13 protein-coding genes are annotated in these 16,167 nt (G+C 67.0%); 6 read left to right on the top strand and 7 right to left on the bottom strand.

The features are described 5' to 3' along the window. The first annotated feature begins 3 nt into the window (after positions 1-3). The 5 genes from RM25_RS08805 to ispF all read left to right on the top strand — a co-directional run bounded on the left by RM25_RS08805 (position 4) and on the right by ispF (position 4,079). Entirely contained in the window at positions 4-660 is a 657-nt protein-coding gene (locus RM25_RS08805) for a response regulator transcription factor (RefSeq protein WP_044636328.1), read from the top strand. Positions 661-754: 94 nt separating this feature from the next. After that, a complete protein-coding gene (locus tag RM25_RS08800) occupies positions 755-2,080 on the top strand; it encodes an ISL3-like element ISPfr2 family transposase (protein WP_026138135.1) in 1,326 nt (441 codons plus the stop codon). Positions 2,081-2,268: 188 nt separating this feature from the next. Next, positions 2,269-2,754, top strand: a complete 486-nt coding sequence (locus tag RM25_RS08795) for a CarD family transcriptional regulator (protein WP_013161722.1) — start codon at positions 2,269-2,271, stop codon at positions 2,752-2,754. 117 nt (positions 2,755-2,871) lie between these two features. Then, positions 2,872-3,582, top strand: coding sequence for a 2-C-methyl-D-erythritol 4-phosphate cytidylyltransferase (gene ispD / locus RM25_RS08790; protein WP_196488142.1), 711 nt, complete (start codon positions 2,872-2,874; stop codon positions 3,580-3,582). A gap of 5 nt (positions 3,583-3,587) precedes the next feature. After that, a complete protein-coding gene (gene ispF / locus RM25_RS08785; protein ID WP_044636326.1) occupies positions 3,588-4,079 on the top strand; it encodes a 2-C-methyl-D-erythritol 2,4-cyclodiphosphate synthase in 492 nt (163 codons plus the stop codon). A gap of 204 nt (positions 4,080-4,283) precedes the next feature. Here ispF and RM25_RS08780 read toward each other — a convergent pair whose 3' ends face one another. The 7 genes from RM25_RS08780 to RM25_RS08750 all read right to left on the bottom strand — a co-directional run bounded on the left by RM25_RS08780 (position 4,284) and on the right by RM25_RS08750 (position 14,011). Next, on the bottom strand, positions 4,284-5,732 hold the full coding sequence (locus RM25_RS08780) for a glycine hydroxymethyltransferase (RefSeq protein ID WP_044636325.1): 1,449 nt from the start codon (positions 5,730-5,732) through the stop codon (positions 4,284-4,286). Positions 5,733-5,951: 219 nt separating this feature from the next. Beyond that, a complete protein-coding gene (locus tag RM25_RS08775; protein ID WP_036942079.1) occupies positions 5,952-6,953 on the bottom strand; it encodes an asparaginase in 1,002 nt (333 codons plus the stop codon). A 10-nt stretch (positions 6,954-6,963) separates the two neighbouring features. After that, positions 6,964-8,454: an amino acid permease gene (locus RM25_RS08770; protein ID WP_044636324.1), complete on the bottom strand. Its 1,491-nt coding sequence runs from the start codon at positions 8,452-8,454 to the stop codon at positions 6,964-6,966. 318 nt (positions 8,455-8,772) lie between these two features. Then, positions 8,773-10,275: an amino acid permease gene (locus tag RM25_RS08765; RefSeq protein WP_080774531.1), complete on the bottom strand. Its 1,503-nt coding sequence runs from the start codon at positions 10,273-10,275 to the stop codon at positions 8,773-8,775. A 212-nt stretch (positions 10,276-10,487) separates the two neighbouring features. Then, positions 10,488-11,411, bottom strand: coding sequence for a 23S rRNA (guanosine(2251)-2'-O)-methyltransferase RlmB (gene rlmB, locus RM25_RS08760; RefSeq protein ID WP_044636323.1), 924 nt, complete (start codon positions 11,409-11,411; stop codon positions 10,488-10,490). Continuing rightward, on the bottom strand, positions 11,411-12,814 hold the full coding sequence (gene cysS / locus RM25_RS08755) for a cysteine--tRNA ligase (RefSeq protein WP_013161713.1): 1,404 nt from the start codon (positions 12,812-12,814) through the stop codon (positions 11,411-11,413). The genes rlmB and cysS overlap by 1 nt, the downstream gene beginning before the upstream one ends. A 126-nt stretch (positions 12,815-12,940) precedes the next feature. Further along, positions 12,941-14,011 carry a FadR/GntR family transcriptional regulator gene (locus RM25_RS08750; protein ID WP_013161712.1) on the bottom strand — a complete coding sequence of 357 codons (1,071 nt, stop codon included), beginning with the start codon at positions 14,009-14,011 and terminating at the stop codon, positions 12,941-12,943. 435 nt (positions 14,012-14,446) lie between these two features. Here RM25_RS08750 and RM25_RS08745 point away from each other — a divergent pair, with 435 nt between their 5' ends. Continuing rightward, on the top strand, positions 14,447-16,150 hold the full coding sequence (locus RM25_RS08745) for an L-lactate permease (protein WP_044636322.1): 1,704 nt from the start codon (positions 14,447-14,449) through the stop codon (positions 16,148-16,150). Positions 16,151-16,167 lie beyond the last annotated feature (17 nt).

Below are 16,167 nucleotides of genomic sequence, written 5' to 3'. Positions count from 1 at the left end.
ACTGTGAGTCGCATTCTGATCATTGAGGACGAGGAGTCCTATCGGGACGCCATGTCGTTCATGCTTGACCGGGAGGGGTTCGCCGTCGCGGCGGCGCCGGACGGCGAGCAGGGCCTGGCCGAATTCGATCGCAATGGGGCCGACCTGGTGCTTCTTGACCTCATGATGCCGGGGTTACCCGGTATTGAGGTGTGCAAGGCGCTGCGGCAGCGCAGCGATGTGCCGGTGATCATGGTGACCGCCCGCGATTCCGAGGTTGACAAGGTGGTGGGCCTCGAGCTGGGCGCCGACGACTATGTGACCAAGCCGTTCAGCCAGCGTGAGCTGGTGGCCCGCATCCGCGCCGTGCTGCGCCGCGGGCGTGCCGAGGAACTGGTGCCCGATGTGCTCGAGAGTGGCGATGTGCGCATGGACGTGGAGCGCCACGAGGTGGCCGTGCGTGACGAGCCGGTGCGCCTGGCCCTGAAGGAATTCGAGCTGCTCGAGCTGCTGTTGCGCAATTCCGGCCGTGTCATGTCGCGGGAGCAACTGATTGATCGGGTCTGGGGATCTGATTACGTGGGGGATACGAAGACCCTTGATGTGCACGTCAAGCGCCTGCGCGCCAAGATCGAGCTCGATCCGTCACATCCGACGGCATTGGTGGGTCTTCTCAGATGAGGGTGTAGGTCGGCCGGGCGCGTCGGTCCGCAGATAGACGTCGAGGTCTCCCGACGATGGAGGTTCCTACGCCATCCATCCGAAAGACCTCGACGTGTCCGACGCTACCCCGCCGGCCGGCTTCGGCCGCCCTGACCTGACCGCCTTCGCTCGACTCGACGGCCTCGGTCTGAGCGTGACCGGACAACGACTTGAACCGGATCGTGCGGTCCTCGCGTGCCGCGTGGTGGAACCAGATCAGTGGTGCCGACGGTGCGGCAGCGAAGGCGCTGCTCGTGACACCGTGATCCGGCGGTTGGCCCACGAGCCGCTGGGCTGGCGACCGACCGTGCTGGAAGTTGTAGTGCGCCGCTACCGCTGTGCCGACTGCGGACACGTGTGGCGCCAAGACACCAGCGCCGCGGCGGAGCCACGCGCGAAGCTCTCGCGCACCGGGCTGCGGTGGGCGCTGGAAGGGATCGTGGTCGCACACCTCACCGTCGCCCGTGTCGCCGAGGGACTCGGGGTCGCGTGGGACACCGCCAACAACGCGGTCCTGGCTGAAGGCAAGCGGCTGCTGATCAACGACCCCACGCGGTTTGAGGGCGTGAAGGTCATTGGCGTCGATGAGCACGTCTGGCGCCACACCAGGCGTGGCGACAAGTACGTCACCGTGATCATCGACCTCACCCCGGTCCGCGATGGCGCCGGCCCAGCAAGGCTGCTGGACATGGTCGAGGGCCGGTCGAAGGCGGCGTTCAAGACCTGGCTCGCCGACCGCGACGACGCCTTCCGTGACGCGGTCGAGGTGGTCGCGATGGACGGCTTCACCGGGTTCAAGACCGCCGCTGCAGAGGAGATCCCGGACGCGGTCACGGTGATGGATCCCTTCCACGTCGTGCGCCTGGCCGGTGACGCCCTCGACAGGTGCCGGCGCCGGGTCCAACTCGCGATCCACGGGCACCGTGGGTTCAGGGACGACCCGCTCTACAAGTCGCGGCGCACGCTGCACACCGGCGCGGACCTGCTCACCGACAAGCAGAGCGACAGGCTACGCGCGCTGTTCGTTGATGACGCTCACGTCGAGGTCGAGGCGACCTGGGGTGTCTACCAGCGCATGATCGCCGCCTATCGCCACGAGGACCGGCAACGTGGCCGCGAGCTCATGGAGAAGCTGATCACCGACCTCAGCGCCGGCGTCCCCAAGGTGCTCACCGAGCTCACCACCCTGGGCCGGACCCTGAAGAAGCGAGCCGCTGACGTGCTCGCCTACTTCGAACGACCCGGCACCAGCAACGGGCCGACCGAGGCGCTCAACGGACGGCTCGAACACCTGCGCGGCTCCGCACTCGGGTTCCGCAACCTGACCAACTACATCGCCCGAAGCCTGCTCGAGACCGGCGGCTTCAGACCCCAACTCCTACACCCCCGATTGGGATGAGCCGCATTGGTGACGGTGCGCGGACTCGGTTACAAATTCATGGGCTAACTGAACTCCCCTTCAGTTTTCTGAAATGACAACATGAATTGTCCGACGCCTTTCGGATGATTCGCGACGGGCGAAATCCCGGGGCAATGGCCTTTCCTTGCAATGCCTGTGGTAGAATAAGAAGGAGGAGAGGTGCATATATGACTTTCACTGTCGGCGAGACCGTCGTCTACCCCAACCATGGCGCGGCCGTCATCGAGGACACCGAGACCCGCAAGATCAAGGGTGAGGACACGCTTTACCTTGTGCTGAGAATCCTCGGTCAGACTGACCTGGTGGTGAGGGTGCCTGCATGCAACCTCGACCTGGTCGGTGTGCGTGACGTGGTCGACGAGGAGGGCCTCGAGAAGGTCTTCAGCGTGCTGCGTGCGCCCCATACGGAAGAGCCGACGAACTGGTCGCGTCGCTACAAGGCCAATCTTGAGAAGCTTCACTCCGGTGATGTCATGAAGGTCTCCGAGGTCGTCCGCGACCTGTGGCGCCGCGAGAAGGAGCGGGGCCTGTCGGCCGGCGAGAAGCGCATGCTGGCCAAGGCCCGTCAGATCCTGGTCAGTGAGCTCGCGCTTGCTGAGAAGGTCGAGGAAGAGCGCGCCGAGGTCATGCTCGACGAGGTGCTCGCTTCCTGATCCGCGCCGGTGCGCGCGGCACGATCGGCTCGTGATCGACGCCCGGACCGCACGAACATTGACATGTCCGAAGAATCCCGTATGTCCGACGGTGGGGCCCTGCCCTCGAACCGTCGAGTGACAGAACATGACACGCCGGAGCCGGTGGTCGCCATCGTGGTGGCTGCTGGCTCCGGCGTTCGTCTTGGCAATTCCAGCGCCGGCGGCCATGGCCCCAAGGCATTGCGCAAGCTGTCCGGGGTGCCCCTGTTGCGCCACAGCATCGATCGGCTCGTCGCCGGGGGAGTGGACCGCGTCGTGGTCGTCTCCCGCCCTGAGTTCCGCGAGCAGATGCGTGCCACCCTGGCCGGAATCGACGTACCCATCACCTTTACCGATGGCGGTGCCACGCGCACCGACTCGGTGCGCAATGGCCTGCGTGTGCTCGAGGGGGTGCCGCCGGTGATCCTGGTGCATGACGCGGCGCGTCCGCTGGTGCCCGCCGAGGTGGTCTCCCGCGTGATCGCGGCGGTGCGCGGTGGTTCGTCCACCGTCATCCCGGTGATCTCGCTGATCGACTCGGTCAGGGCCGTGGAACCCCATGGCAGCCGTGTGGTCGACCGCTCCGGGCTGCGCGCCGTGCAGACGCCCCAGGGCTTCGACGGGGCCACCCTCATCGATGCCTACGACCACCTACCGGCCGACACGCTGTTCACCGATGATGCCTCGGTGTGCGAGGCGCAGGGCTCCGAGGTGGCCCTGGTCGAGGGTTCGGTGTTGTCGATGAAAATCACCCGTCCCCATGACTTCCTGTTCGCCGAAGCGCTGCTGCAGGCGGGCCTGGCGTGAGCCCGATGCCTCCCGGCGCGACGTCGATCCGCACCGGCATCGGAACCGATGTGCATGCCCTGGTGGCCGGCGTGCCCATGCACTGTGCAGGCCTGTTCTTCCCCGATGAGCCGGCCGGCCTCAGCGGACACTCCGACGGTGACGTGGCGGCGCATGCGCTGTGCGACGCCCTGTTGTCCGCTGCGGGACTGGGGGACATGGGTTCCAACTTCGGCACGGCCGACCCCCAGTGGGCTGGTGCGAGCGGTGTTGCCTTCGTCGTCGAGACCGCCCGGCGCCTCCGCGCGGCGGGCTGGGCGCCGGCCAATGCCGCCGTGCAGGTGATCGGCCAGCGTCCCCGGATGGCCTCGCGTCGCGAGGAGGCAGCCGCCGTGCTCTCGCAGGCGCTGGGTGCGCCGGTGGGGGTCAGCGCCACCACCACCGACGGACTCGGGTTCACCGGCCGTGGCGAGGGTGTCGCCGCCGTGGCGACTGCTCTGATCACCGCCGCCGGCTGAGCCCCTGCAGGCTGCCGCTCGCGGCATCCCCGGGGCGCCCGGGTCGGCCCTGCCCGTGGGCCATCATGCCGGCACCGGACGCCTTCGCCGCACCCGCACGACACCACTACGCGCGTCCGCGGGACCCAGACACCCATGAGGGCCCGCACATCCTGCCGTGGCAGGTGTACGGGCCCTCATGGCCATGGCTCGCGGGTCAGCGCCTCACAGGTCGAGTCCCGGGTAGAGCGGGTTGGCGTCCAGCAGTTCTTCGGTCTCGGCATGCACGCGGGCGGCCAGACCGTCGGTGATCGTGTACTTGGCCTTCGACGGGGTGCCCTTCGTGGTGGTGGCGACGCTCGTGCCCGACAGCACCTCGCAGATCAGCGAGGCGACGCGGTCGAACTCGTCGGTGCCGAAGCCACGGCTGGTCAGCGCCGGGGTGCCCAGTCGGATGCCCGAGGTGTACCAGGAACCATTGGGGTCGGCCGGGATCGAGTTGCGGTTGGTCACGATGCCCGCCTCGATGAGCGCCGACTCGGCCTGGCGCCCGGTGAGTCCGAAGCTCGAGCCAACGTCCAGCAACACGATGTGGTTGTCGGTGCCACCGGTCACTAGCGTGGCACCACGCTTCATGAGGCCCTCTGCCAGGGTCTTGGCATTTCCCGCCACATTGCGTGCGTACTCGCGGAACGAGGGCTGCTTGGCCTCGGCCAGGGCCACCGCCTTGGCGGCCATCATGTTGGCGAGCGGGCCACCCAGCACCATCGGGCAGCCACGGTCGACATCGTCGGCGAACTCATGCTCCACGAGCACCATGCCACCGCGCGGCCCGCGCAGCGACTTGTGGGTGGTGGTGGTCACCACCTGGGCATGTGCCACCGGGTCCTCGTCGCCGGTGAACAGCTTGCCGGCCACCAGCCCGGCGAAATGCGCCATGTCCACCATGAGGGTGGCGCCAACCTCGTTGGCGATCTCGCGCATCTTCGCGAAGTTCACCCGGCGCGGGTAGGCGGAGTAGCCGCCCACCAGGATCAGTGGCTTGAACTCGCGCACCTGGGCACGCATCACGTCATAGTCGATGAGTCCCGTGGTCGGATCGGTGCCGTAGCTGTGCTGGTGGAACATGCGTCCGGAGATGTTGGGGCGGAAGCCATGGGTGAGGTGTCCGCCGGCGTCCAGGCTCATGCCCATCATGCGCTGGTCACCGAACTGGTGGCGCAGGGTCTCCCAGTCGTCCTCCGACAGGTCGTTGACCGAGCGGACGCCCTTGGCCTCCAGATCGGGGGTCTCGACCCGATGGGTCAGGATCGTCCAGTAGGCCACCAGGTTCGCGTCGATGCCCGAGTGCGGCTGCACATAGGCGTGATCGGCGCCGAACAGTTCCTCGGCGTTCCTGGCGGCCTCGGCCTCCACGGTGTCGACGTTCTGGCAGCCGGCATAGAAGCGGTGGCCGATGGTGCCCTCGGCGTACTTGTCCGAGAACCAGTTGCCCATCGACAGCAGCGTGGCGAGCGACGCATAGTTCTCCGAGGCGATGAGCTTCAGCGAAGTGCGCTGGTCGGCGAGCTCCTGGCGAATCGCCTGGGCCACGGTGGGTTCGGTCGCACCGATGACATTCAGCATCGCGCGGTAGGCGATGGTGGCTTGCTCGTTGAGATCAATATCGGACACGAATGACTCCTAGTGCCGGTGGGCGTTGCGCCAGTGGCTGGCTGCGAGTGACGGTGGTCGAAGCGTTCCGGGCCCTTTCGCGCGAAATTGCCCGGATGGGGCCAAATCTACCGTGAGTCGCGCGGCGGCCGGTGCCGGGCCGTCCGCGCCGATCACCATGTTCCTGCCGCCGGGGGCGACCCCCGGGCTCCGGTGGCGCCGGGCCGGCCACGAACCGGCTCAGGCCTGTGGTTCGGTCAGTTCCCCGGCGATATTGGTCGACATGAAGCGGGAGACCTCGGCGGGGGCCAGCTGTTGGCTGAGCAGGAAGATCAGCTTGGCGTAGGTGGCCTCCAGCGTCATATCGCCCGATCCCACCGCGCCGGCCTGCAACAGCGCGTAGCCGGCGTCGTAGTGCCCCAACAGCACGTCGGCCTGGTAGCACTGCGAGGTGACCACCAGCGGCACCCCGGAGGCCACGGTTGCATCCAGCACCTGGGCCAGGCCCGGCTCCTCGCTGGGCATGTTGCCGACGCCGAAGGCACGCAGGATCACCGCCTCGGGTGCGGGGTCGAGGGCAGCTGCCAGGCGCGCGGCAGTGATGCCGGGGGCCAGGTCGACCACCGGCACATCGTGGCGGGCATAGGGCTGCGGATCGTCCCATCCGCTGCCGGCCGGCAGCTGCGGGATCCATTGCCAGGGTGCCCCGGTGCGCGCCAGCTCGGGCACGCTGGGGGAGTCGAAGCCCTGGAAGGCCCACGACGATGTCTTGGTGGCGCGGTTGCCGCTGAGCAGCTTGTGGCCGAAGAACAGCGCCACTCCCTCGAAGCGCCCCGACACCGCGGCCCGCAGCGCGCCGGTCACATTGGGTGCCGCGTCCGAGCCGACGACGCCGAGCGGGTACTGGGCGCCGGTGAGCACCACCGGCTTGCCGAAGCCGGTGAGCGCGAAGCTGAGCGCCGAGGCGGCATAGGCCATGGTGTCGGTGCCGTGCAGCACGATGAAGGCGTCGGCCCGGTCACGGGCGGCCCACAGCTGCGAGACCATCAGCGCCCAGTCATCCGGTGTGGCATTGGACGAGTCGATGAGGTGGTCGAAGCTCGTCATGGTGATGGTGTCGGCCAGGTCGGTGTCGGTGAGCAGCCGGTCCAGCCAGCTCTCGAGGTCGGCGCCCGGCGCCAGGCCGTGCTCGGTGCTGACCATCCCCAGCGTCCCGCCGGTGTACAGGATGTGCACTCTCATGGTGTGCCTCTCAGCTGGTGCCAGCAGCGTTGCCGTCCGTGCCGGGGGCGGCAACGCCGTCGTCATCAAGGATCGTATCCATCAACTCGGCGTGGATGCGCTTGCGCACCGCGAACCAGCCGGCCACCATCAGCACGACCACGCCACCGAACATCAGGATCGTCTTGCGGCCCACGTCGGGATCGAACCACATGGATCCGATGACGGCGACGAAGAACAGGATGGCCACGATGTTGGTGTAGGGAGCGCCGCGCAGCTGGTAGCTGGGGCGCTCGATGAGGCCCTTGGCCGCCCGACGGGTGAAGATCAGGTGCGACACGAGGATCGAGATCCAGGTGCCGGCGATGCCGATGCCGGCCAGGTTCATCACGATCTCGAAGGCGTTGGTCGGGTAGACGTAGTTGATGAGCACGCCGATCAGGCCGAGCCCGGCGGTGATGATGATGCCGCCATAGGGCACATGGCTCTTGTTGAGCCTCGACGCGAACTTCGGTGCCTCGCCGGCCACCGCCATCGAGCGCAGCGTGCGTCCGGTGGCGTACAGGCCGGCGTTCAGCGACGACAGGGCGGCGGTGAGCACGACGATCTGCATGATGTCGCCGGCATGCGGCACGCCGATGCCCGAGAAGAAGGTGACGAAGGGCGACTCGTTGGCCGAGTAGGAACTCCAGGGCAGCACCAGCGTCATCAGCACGACCGAGCCGACGTAGAACACGAAGATGCGCACGATCATCGAGTTGACGGCCTTGGGCAGGATCTTCACCGCATCCTTGGCCTCGCCGGCGGCGACGCCGACCATCTCGGTGCCGCCGAAGGCGAAGATCACGCCCAGCGACAGGGTGAGCATCGGCGCCACGCCCATAGGGAAGAAGCCGCCGTGGTTGGTCAGGTTGGCGAATCCGGCGTGCTCATTGGCCACGGCGTGGCCGGTGATGATGGCCCAGATGGCCACCGCCATGAAGGCGACGATGGCGGCCACCTTGATGGCGGCGAACCAGAATTCGGCCTCGCCGAAGTACTTCACGCTGAACATGTTCAGCGCGAACACCACGGCCAGCGCGATCATCGCCAGTAGCCACTGGGGGATGGGCTCGAAGAAGCGCCAGTAGTGCAGGTAGAGCGCCACGGCGGTGATGTCGGCCATCACGGTGGTCGACCAGTCCAGGAAGAACAGCCAACCGGTGGTGTAGGCACCCTTCTCGCCCATGAACTCACGGGCATACGACACGAAGGCCCCCGATGAGGGTCGGTGCACCGACAGCTCACCGAGTGCCCGCACCATGATGAAGGCGAAGATGCCACAGATGGCATACGAGATGGCCAGGGCCGGGCCGCCCTTGGCCAGTCGTCCGCCGGCGCCCAGGAACAGACCCGTGCCGATTGACCCGCCGATGGCAATCATCCGGATGTGCCGGGTCTTCAGGCCCTTCTGGTAGCCGGCATCGGCCTTGTCGACCATGGGGGCTGCGGGTCGTGCCTTGACGGGCTCGGATGAACTCATCGTCGAACTCCTTGTCACCGATTCTGTGGTTCGGCCGGGCTCGGGACCGTGTGACGGTCACCGGGACGGGGTCGAAAGCTGCTTCCGCGAAAATCTCATACATGAGTATGCTCCGGCCCACATTCACGCGCATCATCGGGTTGGCGCAGGAGAAATCATGGTGATCGCCCTCGCGACACGAAATGTTGGTGTGTGGGCCCATGCTCGCCGCAGGCAGGGGTCCCCGGCCCGCGGTGGCCCGCAAGATCTTCGGGATGGCGTGGCCGCCCCCGTGTGCGACGCCGATGGTCGATGCCGCGATTGGGGTGCTATCGGGTCTCAGGTGTCGAGGATCGAGTCGAGCAGTTCGCCCTTGATGCGCTTGCGCACCATGAACCAGCCGACCACCATGGCGATCAGCACCAGCCCGAAGATCATCAGCGTCGGACGCCCTCCGGTGGGATCGAACCACATGGCCACGATCACCCCGACCAGGAAGATGATCGTCACCGCGTTGAGCACCGGTGCGCCGCGCAGGCGGAACTCCGGGCGGGTCATCTCGCCCTTGCGTGCCTTGTGGACGAAGATCCAGTGCGACACGAGGATCGAGATCCAGGTGCCGGCAATGCCGATACCGGCCATGTTCATGACCATCTCGAAGGCATTCGAGGGGAACACATAGTTGATGAGCACGCCGATCAGGCCGAGCCCGGCAATGATCATGATGCCGCCATAGGGCACATGGTGCTTGTTCATCCGGGCCGCGAACCGGGGCGCCTCCCCGGCCACCGCCATCGACCGCAGCACCCGGCCGGTGGCATACAGGCCGGCGTTCACCGACGACAGCGCCGCGGTGAGCACCACCACCTGCATGATGTCGCCGGCGTGCGGCACGCCGATCGCCGCGAAGAAGGTGACGAAGGGTGATTCATGTTGTGAATAGGCACTCCACGGCAGCACCAGCGTCATGAGGATCACCGAGCCGACGTAGAACACGAAGATGCGCAGGATCATCGAGTGGATCGCCTTGGGCAGCACCTTCTCGGCGCCGGCCGTCTCGCCGGCGGCGACGCCGACCATCTCGGTGCCGCCGAAGGCGAAGATCACGCCCAGCGACAGGGAGATCATCGGCATGAGGCCCATCGGGAAGAAGCCGCCGTTGTCGGTGAGGTTCGCGAAGCCCGCCCGTCCCGGCCCGACCGCGTGGCCGGTGATGATGGCCCAGATGGCCACCAGCATGAAGATCACGATGGCCGCCACCTTGATGGCGGCGAACCAGAACTCGGCCTCGCCGAAGTACTTCACGCTGAACATGTTCAGCGTGAACACCAGGGCCAGCGCGATGAGCGCCAGCAACCACTGCGGCACCGGGTCGGAGAAGTCCCAGAAGTGGAGGTACAGCGCGACGGCGGTGATGTCGGCCATCACGGCCGTGGACCAGTTGAGGAAGAACAGCCAGCCGGTGGCGTAGGCGCCCTTCTCGCCGATGAATTCGCGGGCGTATGACACGAAGGCCCCCGATGAGGGACGGCGCACCGACAGCTCGCCGAGCGCGCGCACCATGATGAACGCGAAGACCCCGCAGATCGCATAGGACAGCGCCAGGGAGGGGCCGCCCTTGGCCAGCCGGGTGCCGGCGCCCAGGAACAGTCCGGTGCCGATGGATCCACCCAGGGCGATCATGTGGATGTGACGGGTCTTCAGCCCCTTGTGGTAGCCGTCGTCGGCCTTGTCCACGTGTGCATGGCCCCCATGTGCGGGATCAGTGGGTGCGGGATCAGTGGGTGCAGGATCATTCTGGCCATGTGCCACCGCAGTGGAATCGGGCTCACCTGAGCTCATCGTCGGCTCCTTCGTCGATGACCGGGACCCGGGCCCACGGACGACGATGTCCGCAAGATTTCCGGCAGGCAGAGCGGATGCCGCGGATCCCACGACGAGTATGCAACCGCCACCAGCAATTCTGCTGTCATCGTGGAACGGTCGCCGCGAGGTGTCTTCTCACGGCATAAGCGGGGGATCGCCCGGCGTCGCGTCGACGCAATCGCGTGGCCTCAGCCGCGCGCCCGACTCACCTCGTACAGCGCGATGGCGGTGGCCACCGAGGCATTGAGGCTCTCCACCTCGCTGGTGATCGGAATCGACACGAGCACATCGCAGTGCTCCCGCACCATGCGACTCAGGCCGGCACCCTCGGAGCCCACCACGAGCACCAGGGGACCATTGACCCCCGGGATCCCGGCGATATCGGTGTCCGCCTCGCCGGCCAGGCCGGCGACCACGAAGCCGGCCTTCGCCAGCCGTTCCAGCCCCCGGTTGAGGTTGGTCACCTTGGCCACGCGCAGCCGAGCGGCCGCGCCGGCCGACGCCTTCCAGGCGCTGGCCGTCAGCGACGCACTGCGCCGCTCGGGGATGATCACGCCGTCGGCCCCGAAGGCCGCGGCCGAACGGATGATCGCGCCCAGGTTGTGCGGGTCGGTGATGCCGTCGCAGGCCACCAACAGCCCGTGGTTGTCATCGCGACCCAGGGCCTTGGTGGCCACCTCGTCGATGTCGGCATATTCATAGGGCGGAAGCTGCAGTGCCACGCCCTGGTGCACGGCGCCGTCGGTCAGCTTGTCCAGTTCCTGGCGCGGCACCTGCAACAGCGACAGCGAGTGCTCAGCGGCGTACTTGAAGATCTCGCGCAGCCGGTCATCGTGCTCGGAACCCTCCGCGACATAGGCGCGTCGCACCGGCAGGTTCGCCTGCAGTGCCTCCAGCACCGGGTTGCGGCCGACCACCCAGTCGGGTGCGGCACCCCGCCCCGTGCTCGAGGGCTTCGCCCCGTGTGAGGGACGCGTGCCCTTGCGCGGGCCCTGGTCCTGCTTGGCGCGGTAGGCCTTGTGGTAGGTGCGGTCCTCCGCCTTCGGCGTGGGTCCGCGACCGGTCAGCCTGCGTCGTCCCTTGCCGCCGGTGCCCTTCTTCGGCCCGGCCATCAGGCGATCGTCCAACGCGTGCCATTCGCGCCGTCCTCGAGTCGGATGCCCAGCTCGGTCAGCGAGTCACGAATATGGTCGGCGGCGGCGAAGTCCTTGCGTTCGCGGGCCGCCTGTCGCTCATCGAGCACCAGTTTCACCAATCCATCGGTCACGGCCAGGTCGGTGCCCCCGGCCTGATCGGCCCACTGGGGTTCATGGGGGTCGAGCCCGAGCACGTGCAGCATGGCGCGCACCTGCGCCACGCAGTTGGTCGCCGCGCCCTGGTCGTTGGCGTCGAAGGCGCGATTGCCTTCCTTGATGGTGTCGTAGAGCACCGCGAAGGCGGCGGGCGTGCCGAGGTCATTGTCCATGGCCTCGACGAAGGCATCGGGCAGGTCGGCGGTGTCGAATGCCGCCTGGCCGGACACATGGGCCCGGTTGAGGAAGGAATCGATGCGGTCGAGCTGGGCGGTCGCCTCGGTCAGGGAGGTGTCGGAGTACTCGATGGTCGAGCGGTAGTGGGGTTGGGCCAGGTAGAGGCGCACCGCGCGGGCCGGATAGTGCTTGGTCACCTCGGCAACGGTCGCCCCGTTGCCCAATGACTTGCTCATCTTCTCGCCGGCCATCGTCACGAAGGCGTTGTGCATCCAGTAGTGCGCGAAGTCGTAGCCGGCCGCGCGGCTCTGGGCCTGTTCGTTCTCGTGGTGGGGGAAGCGCAGGTCGATGCCGCCACCATGGATGTCGAAGGCCTCGCCGAGGTACTTCAGGCTCATGGCCGAGCACTCAAGGTGCCAGCCGGGACGTCCCCTGCCCCAGGGGCTGGGCCACGATGCGGTGGCGGGTTCGTCGGGCTTGGAGCCCTTCCACAGGGCGAAGTCGCGCGGATCGTGCTTGCCGCGCGGGTCGGCGTCGGTGGCAGCCACCATGTCGTCGATCTTCTGGTGCGACAGCTCGCCGTACTCGGGCCAGCTGCGCACGTCGAAGTAGACGTCACCCGAGCCATCGTCGGCCGCATAGGCATGTCCGCGTTCGATCAGCCGGTTGATCAGCTCGATCATCTCGGTGATGTGCCCGGTGGCGCGGGGCTCGTAGCTGGGTGGGATGCAGCCCAGCGACGCGTAGGCGCGGTGCAGTTCGAGCTCCACGGCGTAGGCGAGCTCGAACCATTCCAGTCCGGCCTCGGCCGCCTTCTGCCAGATCTTCTCGTTGATGTCGGTGATGTTGGCCACCACGCGCACCCGGTAGCCGCTGGCGTCGAACCAGCGCCGCAGGACGTCGAAGACGACCTCCTTGCGCATGTGCCCCAGATGCGGGGAGCTCTGCACGGTCAATCCACAGTGATAGATCGAGACCTTCCCCGGGATCAGGGGAACGAAGGGCACGACCTGGCCACTGGATTCGTCGTACAGGTGAAATGACACGGGATCAGTCTAACCGTGCCGGTGCCTGCACTTCGAGGCATGCACACCGTCTCGGCCCACGGATGGCCCCGGTACGGCCCGGGCCATGGTCCACGGACGGCCCCGGCGGCTCCCCGGGGGCTGGCGTCAGCCGGCGCTCGGCGTGGTCAGCTGCGCCGATACATCGGTGGCGCCCCGGCTGCGCGAGGGCCTGCGACGTGCGGCCACCGCCTTTGCGCGGGCCTTCTTGGCCGGTGCCTTCACGGCCGGACGCGGTGCGGCGCCGTCGTCGGCACCCGGATCGGCCGGATCCGTGCCAACCACGGTGTGCGCCGCGGGGGAGTGGCCATGGGAATGCCCGTGGTGGGCGGAGTCCTGGATGGCGGCCCCGGGTCGTAGCGCCACCACCGCTGCCTCGGCGGATTCCACCGCGTCGGTGGCCTCGGCGATCGGCTTGTCGGGCAGCAACTGGGCGTAGGCATGGCGGATGTGGCCCTCGGCGAGCTCGGCGGCGCGCTCGGCGTCGCCGTCGGTCACGGCCTCGAGGATCGCGCGGTGCTGGGCCACCAGGCCGTCGCGGAAGTCGTCCCAGTTCGTCAGGGACGCCTCCGCGCTGCGGATCGGGATGGCCAGTGTCTGGCGGATCGCGGTCGACATCATGGTGAGCATGTGGTTGCCGCTCGCGTCCACGATGGCAATGTGGAAGGCGGTGTCGAGGTCATTGAACTCGTCGATGGTGGGGCACTGCTCCATGCGTTCCACGATCGCCCGCGCGCGCTTGAGCGCGCCCACGGAGGCATGGTGGGCGGCCATCTCGGTGGCGGCGCGTTCCACCACCAGGCGGGTCTGGGTCAGGTCGGGCACCGAGGTGCTCTCCAGCGCCAGGTGCAGGCGCAACATCTGCCCCAGCGCGTCGCCCGGCGTGGTGCGGATGCGGGTGCCATTGCCCGGGCCGGTTCCCGAGACCACGATGCCCTGTGCCTGCAGCACGCGCAGTGCCTCGCGCACCGCGCCACGTCCCACGGCCAGGCTGGCGGCCAGTTCGCGCTCGGTGGGCAGCTGCATGCCCGCCACATAGTGGCCGGACAGGATCTCGGACTGGATGTGGTGCAGGGCGATGTCGAAGCCCGACATGCCGCGGGCGCGCATGATGGCGCAGTCCTGGCATCGCTCTGTGCCTTCGAGAGTGGTGACGCCCCCCGCGCTGGATGCCTGCATGCAGCCATTGTTACCGATGTTCAAAAAAGATGGCGACTGTTGGGCCGATGAGATCGCGATGCTGCACCGATGTTCACCGCCGTCGCACGACGCGCCGAGCTCGTGCAAGGACGTGCCCACAGCGGGTCGATGCACGCGGCAGCGCTCGGGCCGATGCACGAGTTAGCGCGGGCGGCAGCGCGATCACCCCCACCCGCTGGAGGCCGCGGGCGTCTGACAGGGTAGACTTCGCACCCCCCAATTCCGCGCCCGGAACGGGGCGTCAACCAGCGGTCGAGACCGGTTTGCGCGTTGGCGTCGCCATTCTGTGTCAGAAGCGGCAAACGGCCTTGACCTGACGAATTGGTCGGACCTATTGTGTCGAGAGATGAACCGATGTCTCACAGTCGAGATCTCGGTGCAGTAGTTCTCTCACCACAGATCGGGGGGTCCTCCGTGGTCCTGCTACAAGTCTTCACACCCAACACGAACCCATTAGGGCATCAGTGGGCGTCGGCATTGGTCGCGCTCATTCCCATTGCCTGCATGCTGGTGACCCTTGGCGCGCTGCGATGGAAGGCGTACTGGGCAGGACTGGCGTCGTGGTTCCTGGCACTGGTCGTGGCCATCGCGGCGTTCAAGATGCCGATCGGCATGGCCTTCTCCACCAGTGTCCAGGGTTTCCTCTACGGCCTGTTCCCCATCGGCTGGATCCTGCTGGCCGCCATCTGGATGTACCAGGTCACCGTCATCTCCGGACGCTTCGATGACCTGCGCCGCACGTTCTTCATGATCAGTGACGATCCGCGCGTGCTCGGCATCCTCATCGCCTTCTGCTTCGGTGGTCTGCTGGAGGCCCTCGCCGGCTTTGGCGCCCCCGTGGCCATCGCCGCCGCCATGCTGATCGCGGTCGGCTTCGGCAAGCTTCGCGCAGCCGTCACCGCTCTGGTCGCCAATACGGTGCCCGTGGCCTTCGGTGCCGTCGGTCTGCCCGTGCTGATGGCCGCCAAGACGGCCAACCTCGACGTGATGCACATTGCCCCCGTCACCGCACGCATCTGCGCCATCCTCTGCCTGGTCGTTCCCTTCCTCATGCTCCAGATCATGGACGGCAAGAAGGGCATCAAGGAGTGCTGGCCCTTCGGTCTGTTCGTCGGCATCGTCTTCGGCGTCGTCAAGTGGATCGTCGCCGGTACTGCCCTGTACAACCTGACCGAGATCTTCGCCGCCGTCATCACCGTGGCCCTGGCCATGGTCTTCCTGAAGGTGTGGAGTCCCAAGGGCGGCGCCGCTGCTGCTGAGCGCATCGGCATCCCGATGGACACCACCCTCGAGGCTGGCGCCATTGAGAAGACCGAGGACGCTTCCGCTGATCTCACCGGTGGTCGCATCATGATGGCCCTGGTTCCCTACGTGCTGGTCATCGCGATCTTCGCCTTCGCCGCGCTGGGCCCGATCAAGAGCTTCCTGCTCAAGGGCGACGTCAAGATGGCATGGCCCGGCCTGTCGCAGATGATGGCCGCCAATGGCTCCTCGCCGTCGGCGCACCAGTCCTACACCTGGCAGTGGATGTCCACGCCTGGCTTCCTGCTGGCCATCGTCGCGATCCTGGTGGGCATCATCTACCGGGTGAAGTTCTCCGATCTGTTCAAGGAACTGTGGGTCAACCTCAAGAAGATGAAGTTCTCGCTGACCACGATCGGCCTGGTCGTCGCACTGGCCTATGTCATGGGTGACTCCGGCCAGACGCTGGCCCTGGGCCTGTGGATCGCCGGCGCTGGTGCCGTCTATCCGTTCCTGGCCCCGATCCTGGGCTGGATCGGCACCTATGTCACCGGTTCTGACACCTCGGCCAACATCCTGTTCTCCGGCCTGCAGTCCGGTGTCGGTGACCAGATGGGCGCCGGTTCGCACCTGGGCGTCAATGGCATGAAGGACCTGCTGGTCGGCGCCGGCGCAGCCGGTGGCGTGGTCGGCAAGATGATCTCGCCGCAGTCGCTGACGGTCGCCGCCACGGCAATCGGCCTGGTCGGTGGCGAGTCCACGATTCTGCGCAAGGTGTTCAAGTACTCGATCATCCTGCTCATCCTCATGTGCATCCTGGCCGGCCTCATGTCCACGCCGATCCTGAGTTGGATCCTGCCGGCGTCGGTCAAGTGAATCTGAATCTTCCCGAA

Origin of the sequence: Propionibacterium freudenreichii subsp. freudenreichii, assembly GCF_000940845.1 — a bacterium.
In the GTDB taxonomy this organism is placed as follows: Bacteria; Actinomycetota; Actinomycetes; order Propionibacteriales; family Propionibacteriaceae; genus Propionibacterium; species Propionibacterium freudenreichii.
Note: the sequence above shows the minus strand (reverse complement) of the source record. Positions and strands in the feature narration are given on the sequence as shown.

Coding starts and splice junctions, on each gene's coding strand:
- RM25_RS08795 (WP_013161722.1), top strand. CDS start 2,269: ATGACTTTCACTGTCGGCGAGACCGTCGTCTACCCCAACCATGGCGCG.
- ispF (WP_044636326.1), top strand. CDS start 3,588: ATGCCTCCCGGCGCGACGTCGATCCGCACCGGCATCGGAACCGATGTG.
- RM25_RS08775 (WP_036942079.1), bottom strand. CDS start 6,953: ATGAGAGTGCACATCCTGTACACCGGCGGGACGCTGGGGATGGTCAGC.
- RM25_RS08770 (WP_044636324.1), bottom strand. CDS start 8,454: ATGAGTTCATCCGAGCCCGTCAAGGCACGACCCGCAGCCCCCATGGTC.
- RM25_RS08765 (WP_080774531.1), bottom strand. CDS start 10,275: ATGAGCTCAGGTGAGCCCGATTCCACTGCGGTGGCACATGGCCAGAAT.
- rlmB (WP_044636323.1), bottom strand. CDS start 11,411: ATGGCCGGGCCGAAGAAGGGCACCGGCGGCAAGGGACGACGCAGGCTG.
- RM25_RS08750 (WP_013161712.1), bottom strand. CDS start 14,011: ATGCAGGCATCCAGCGCGGGGGGCGTCACCACTCTCGAAGGCACAGAG.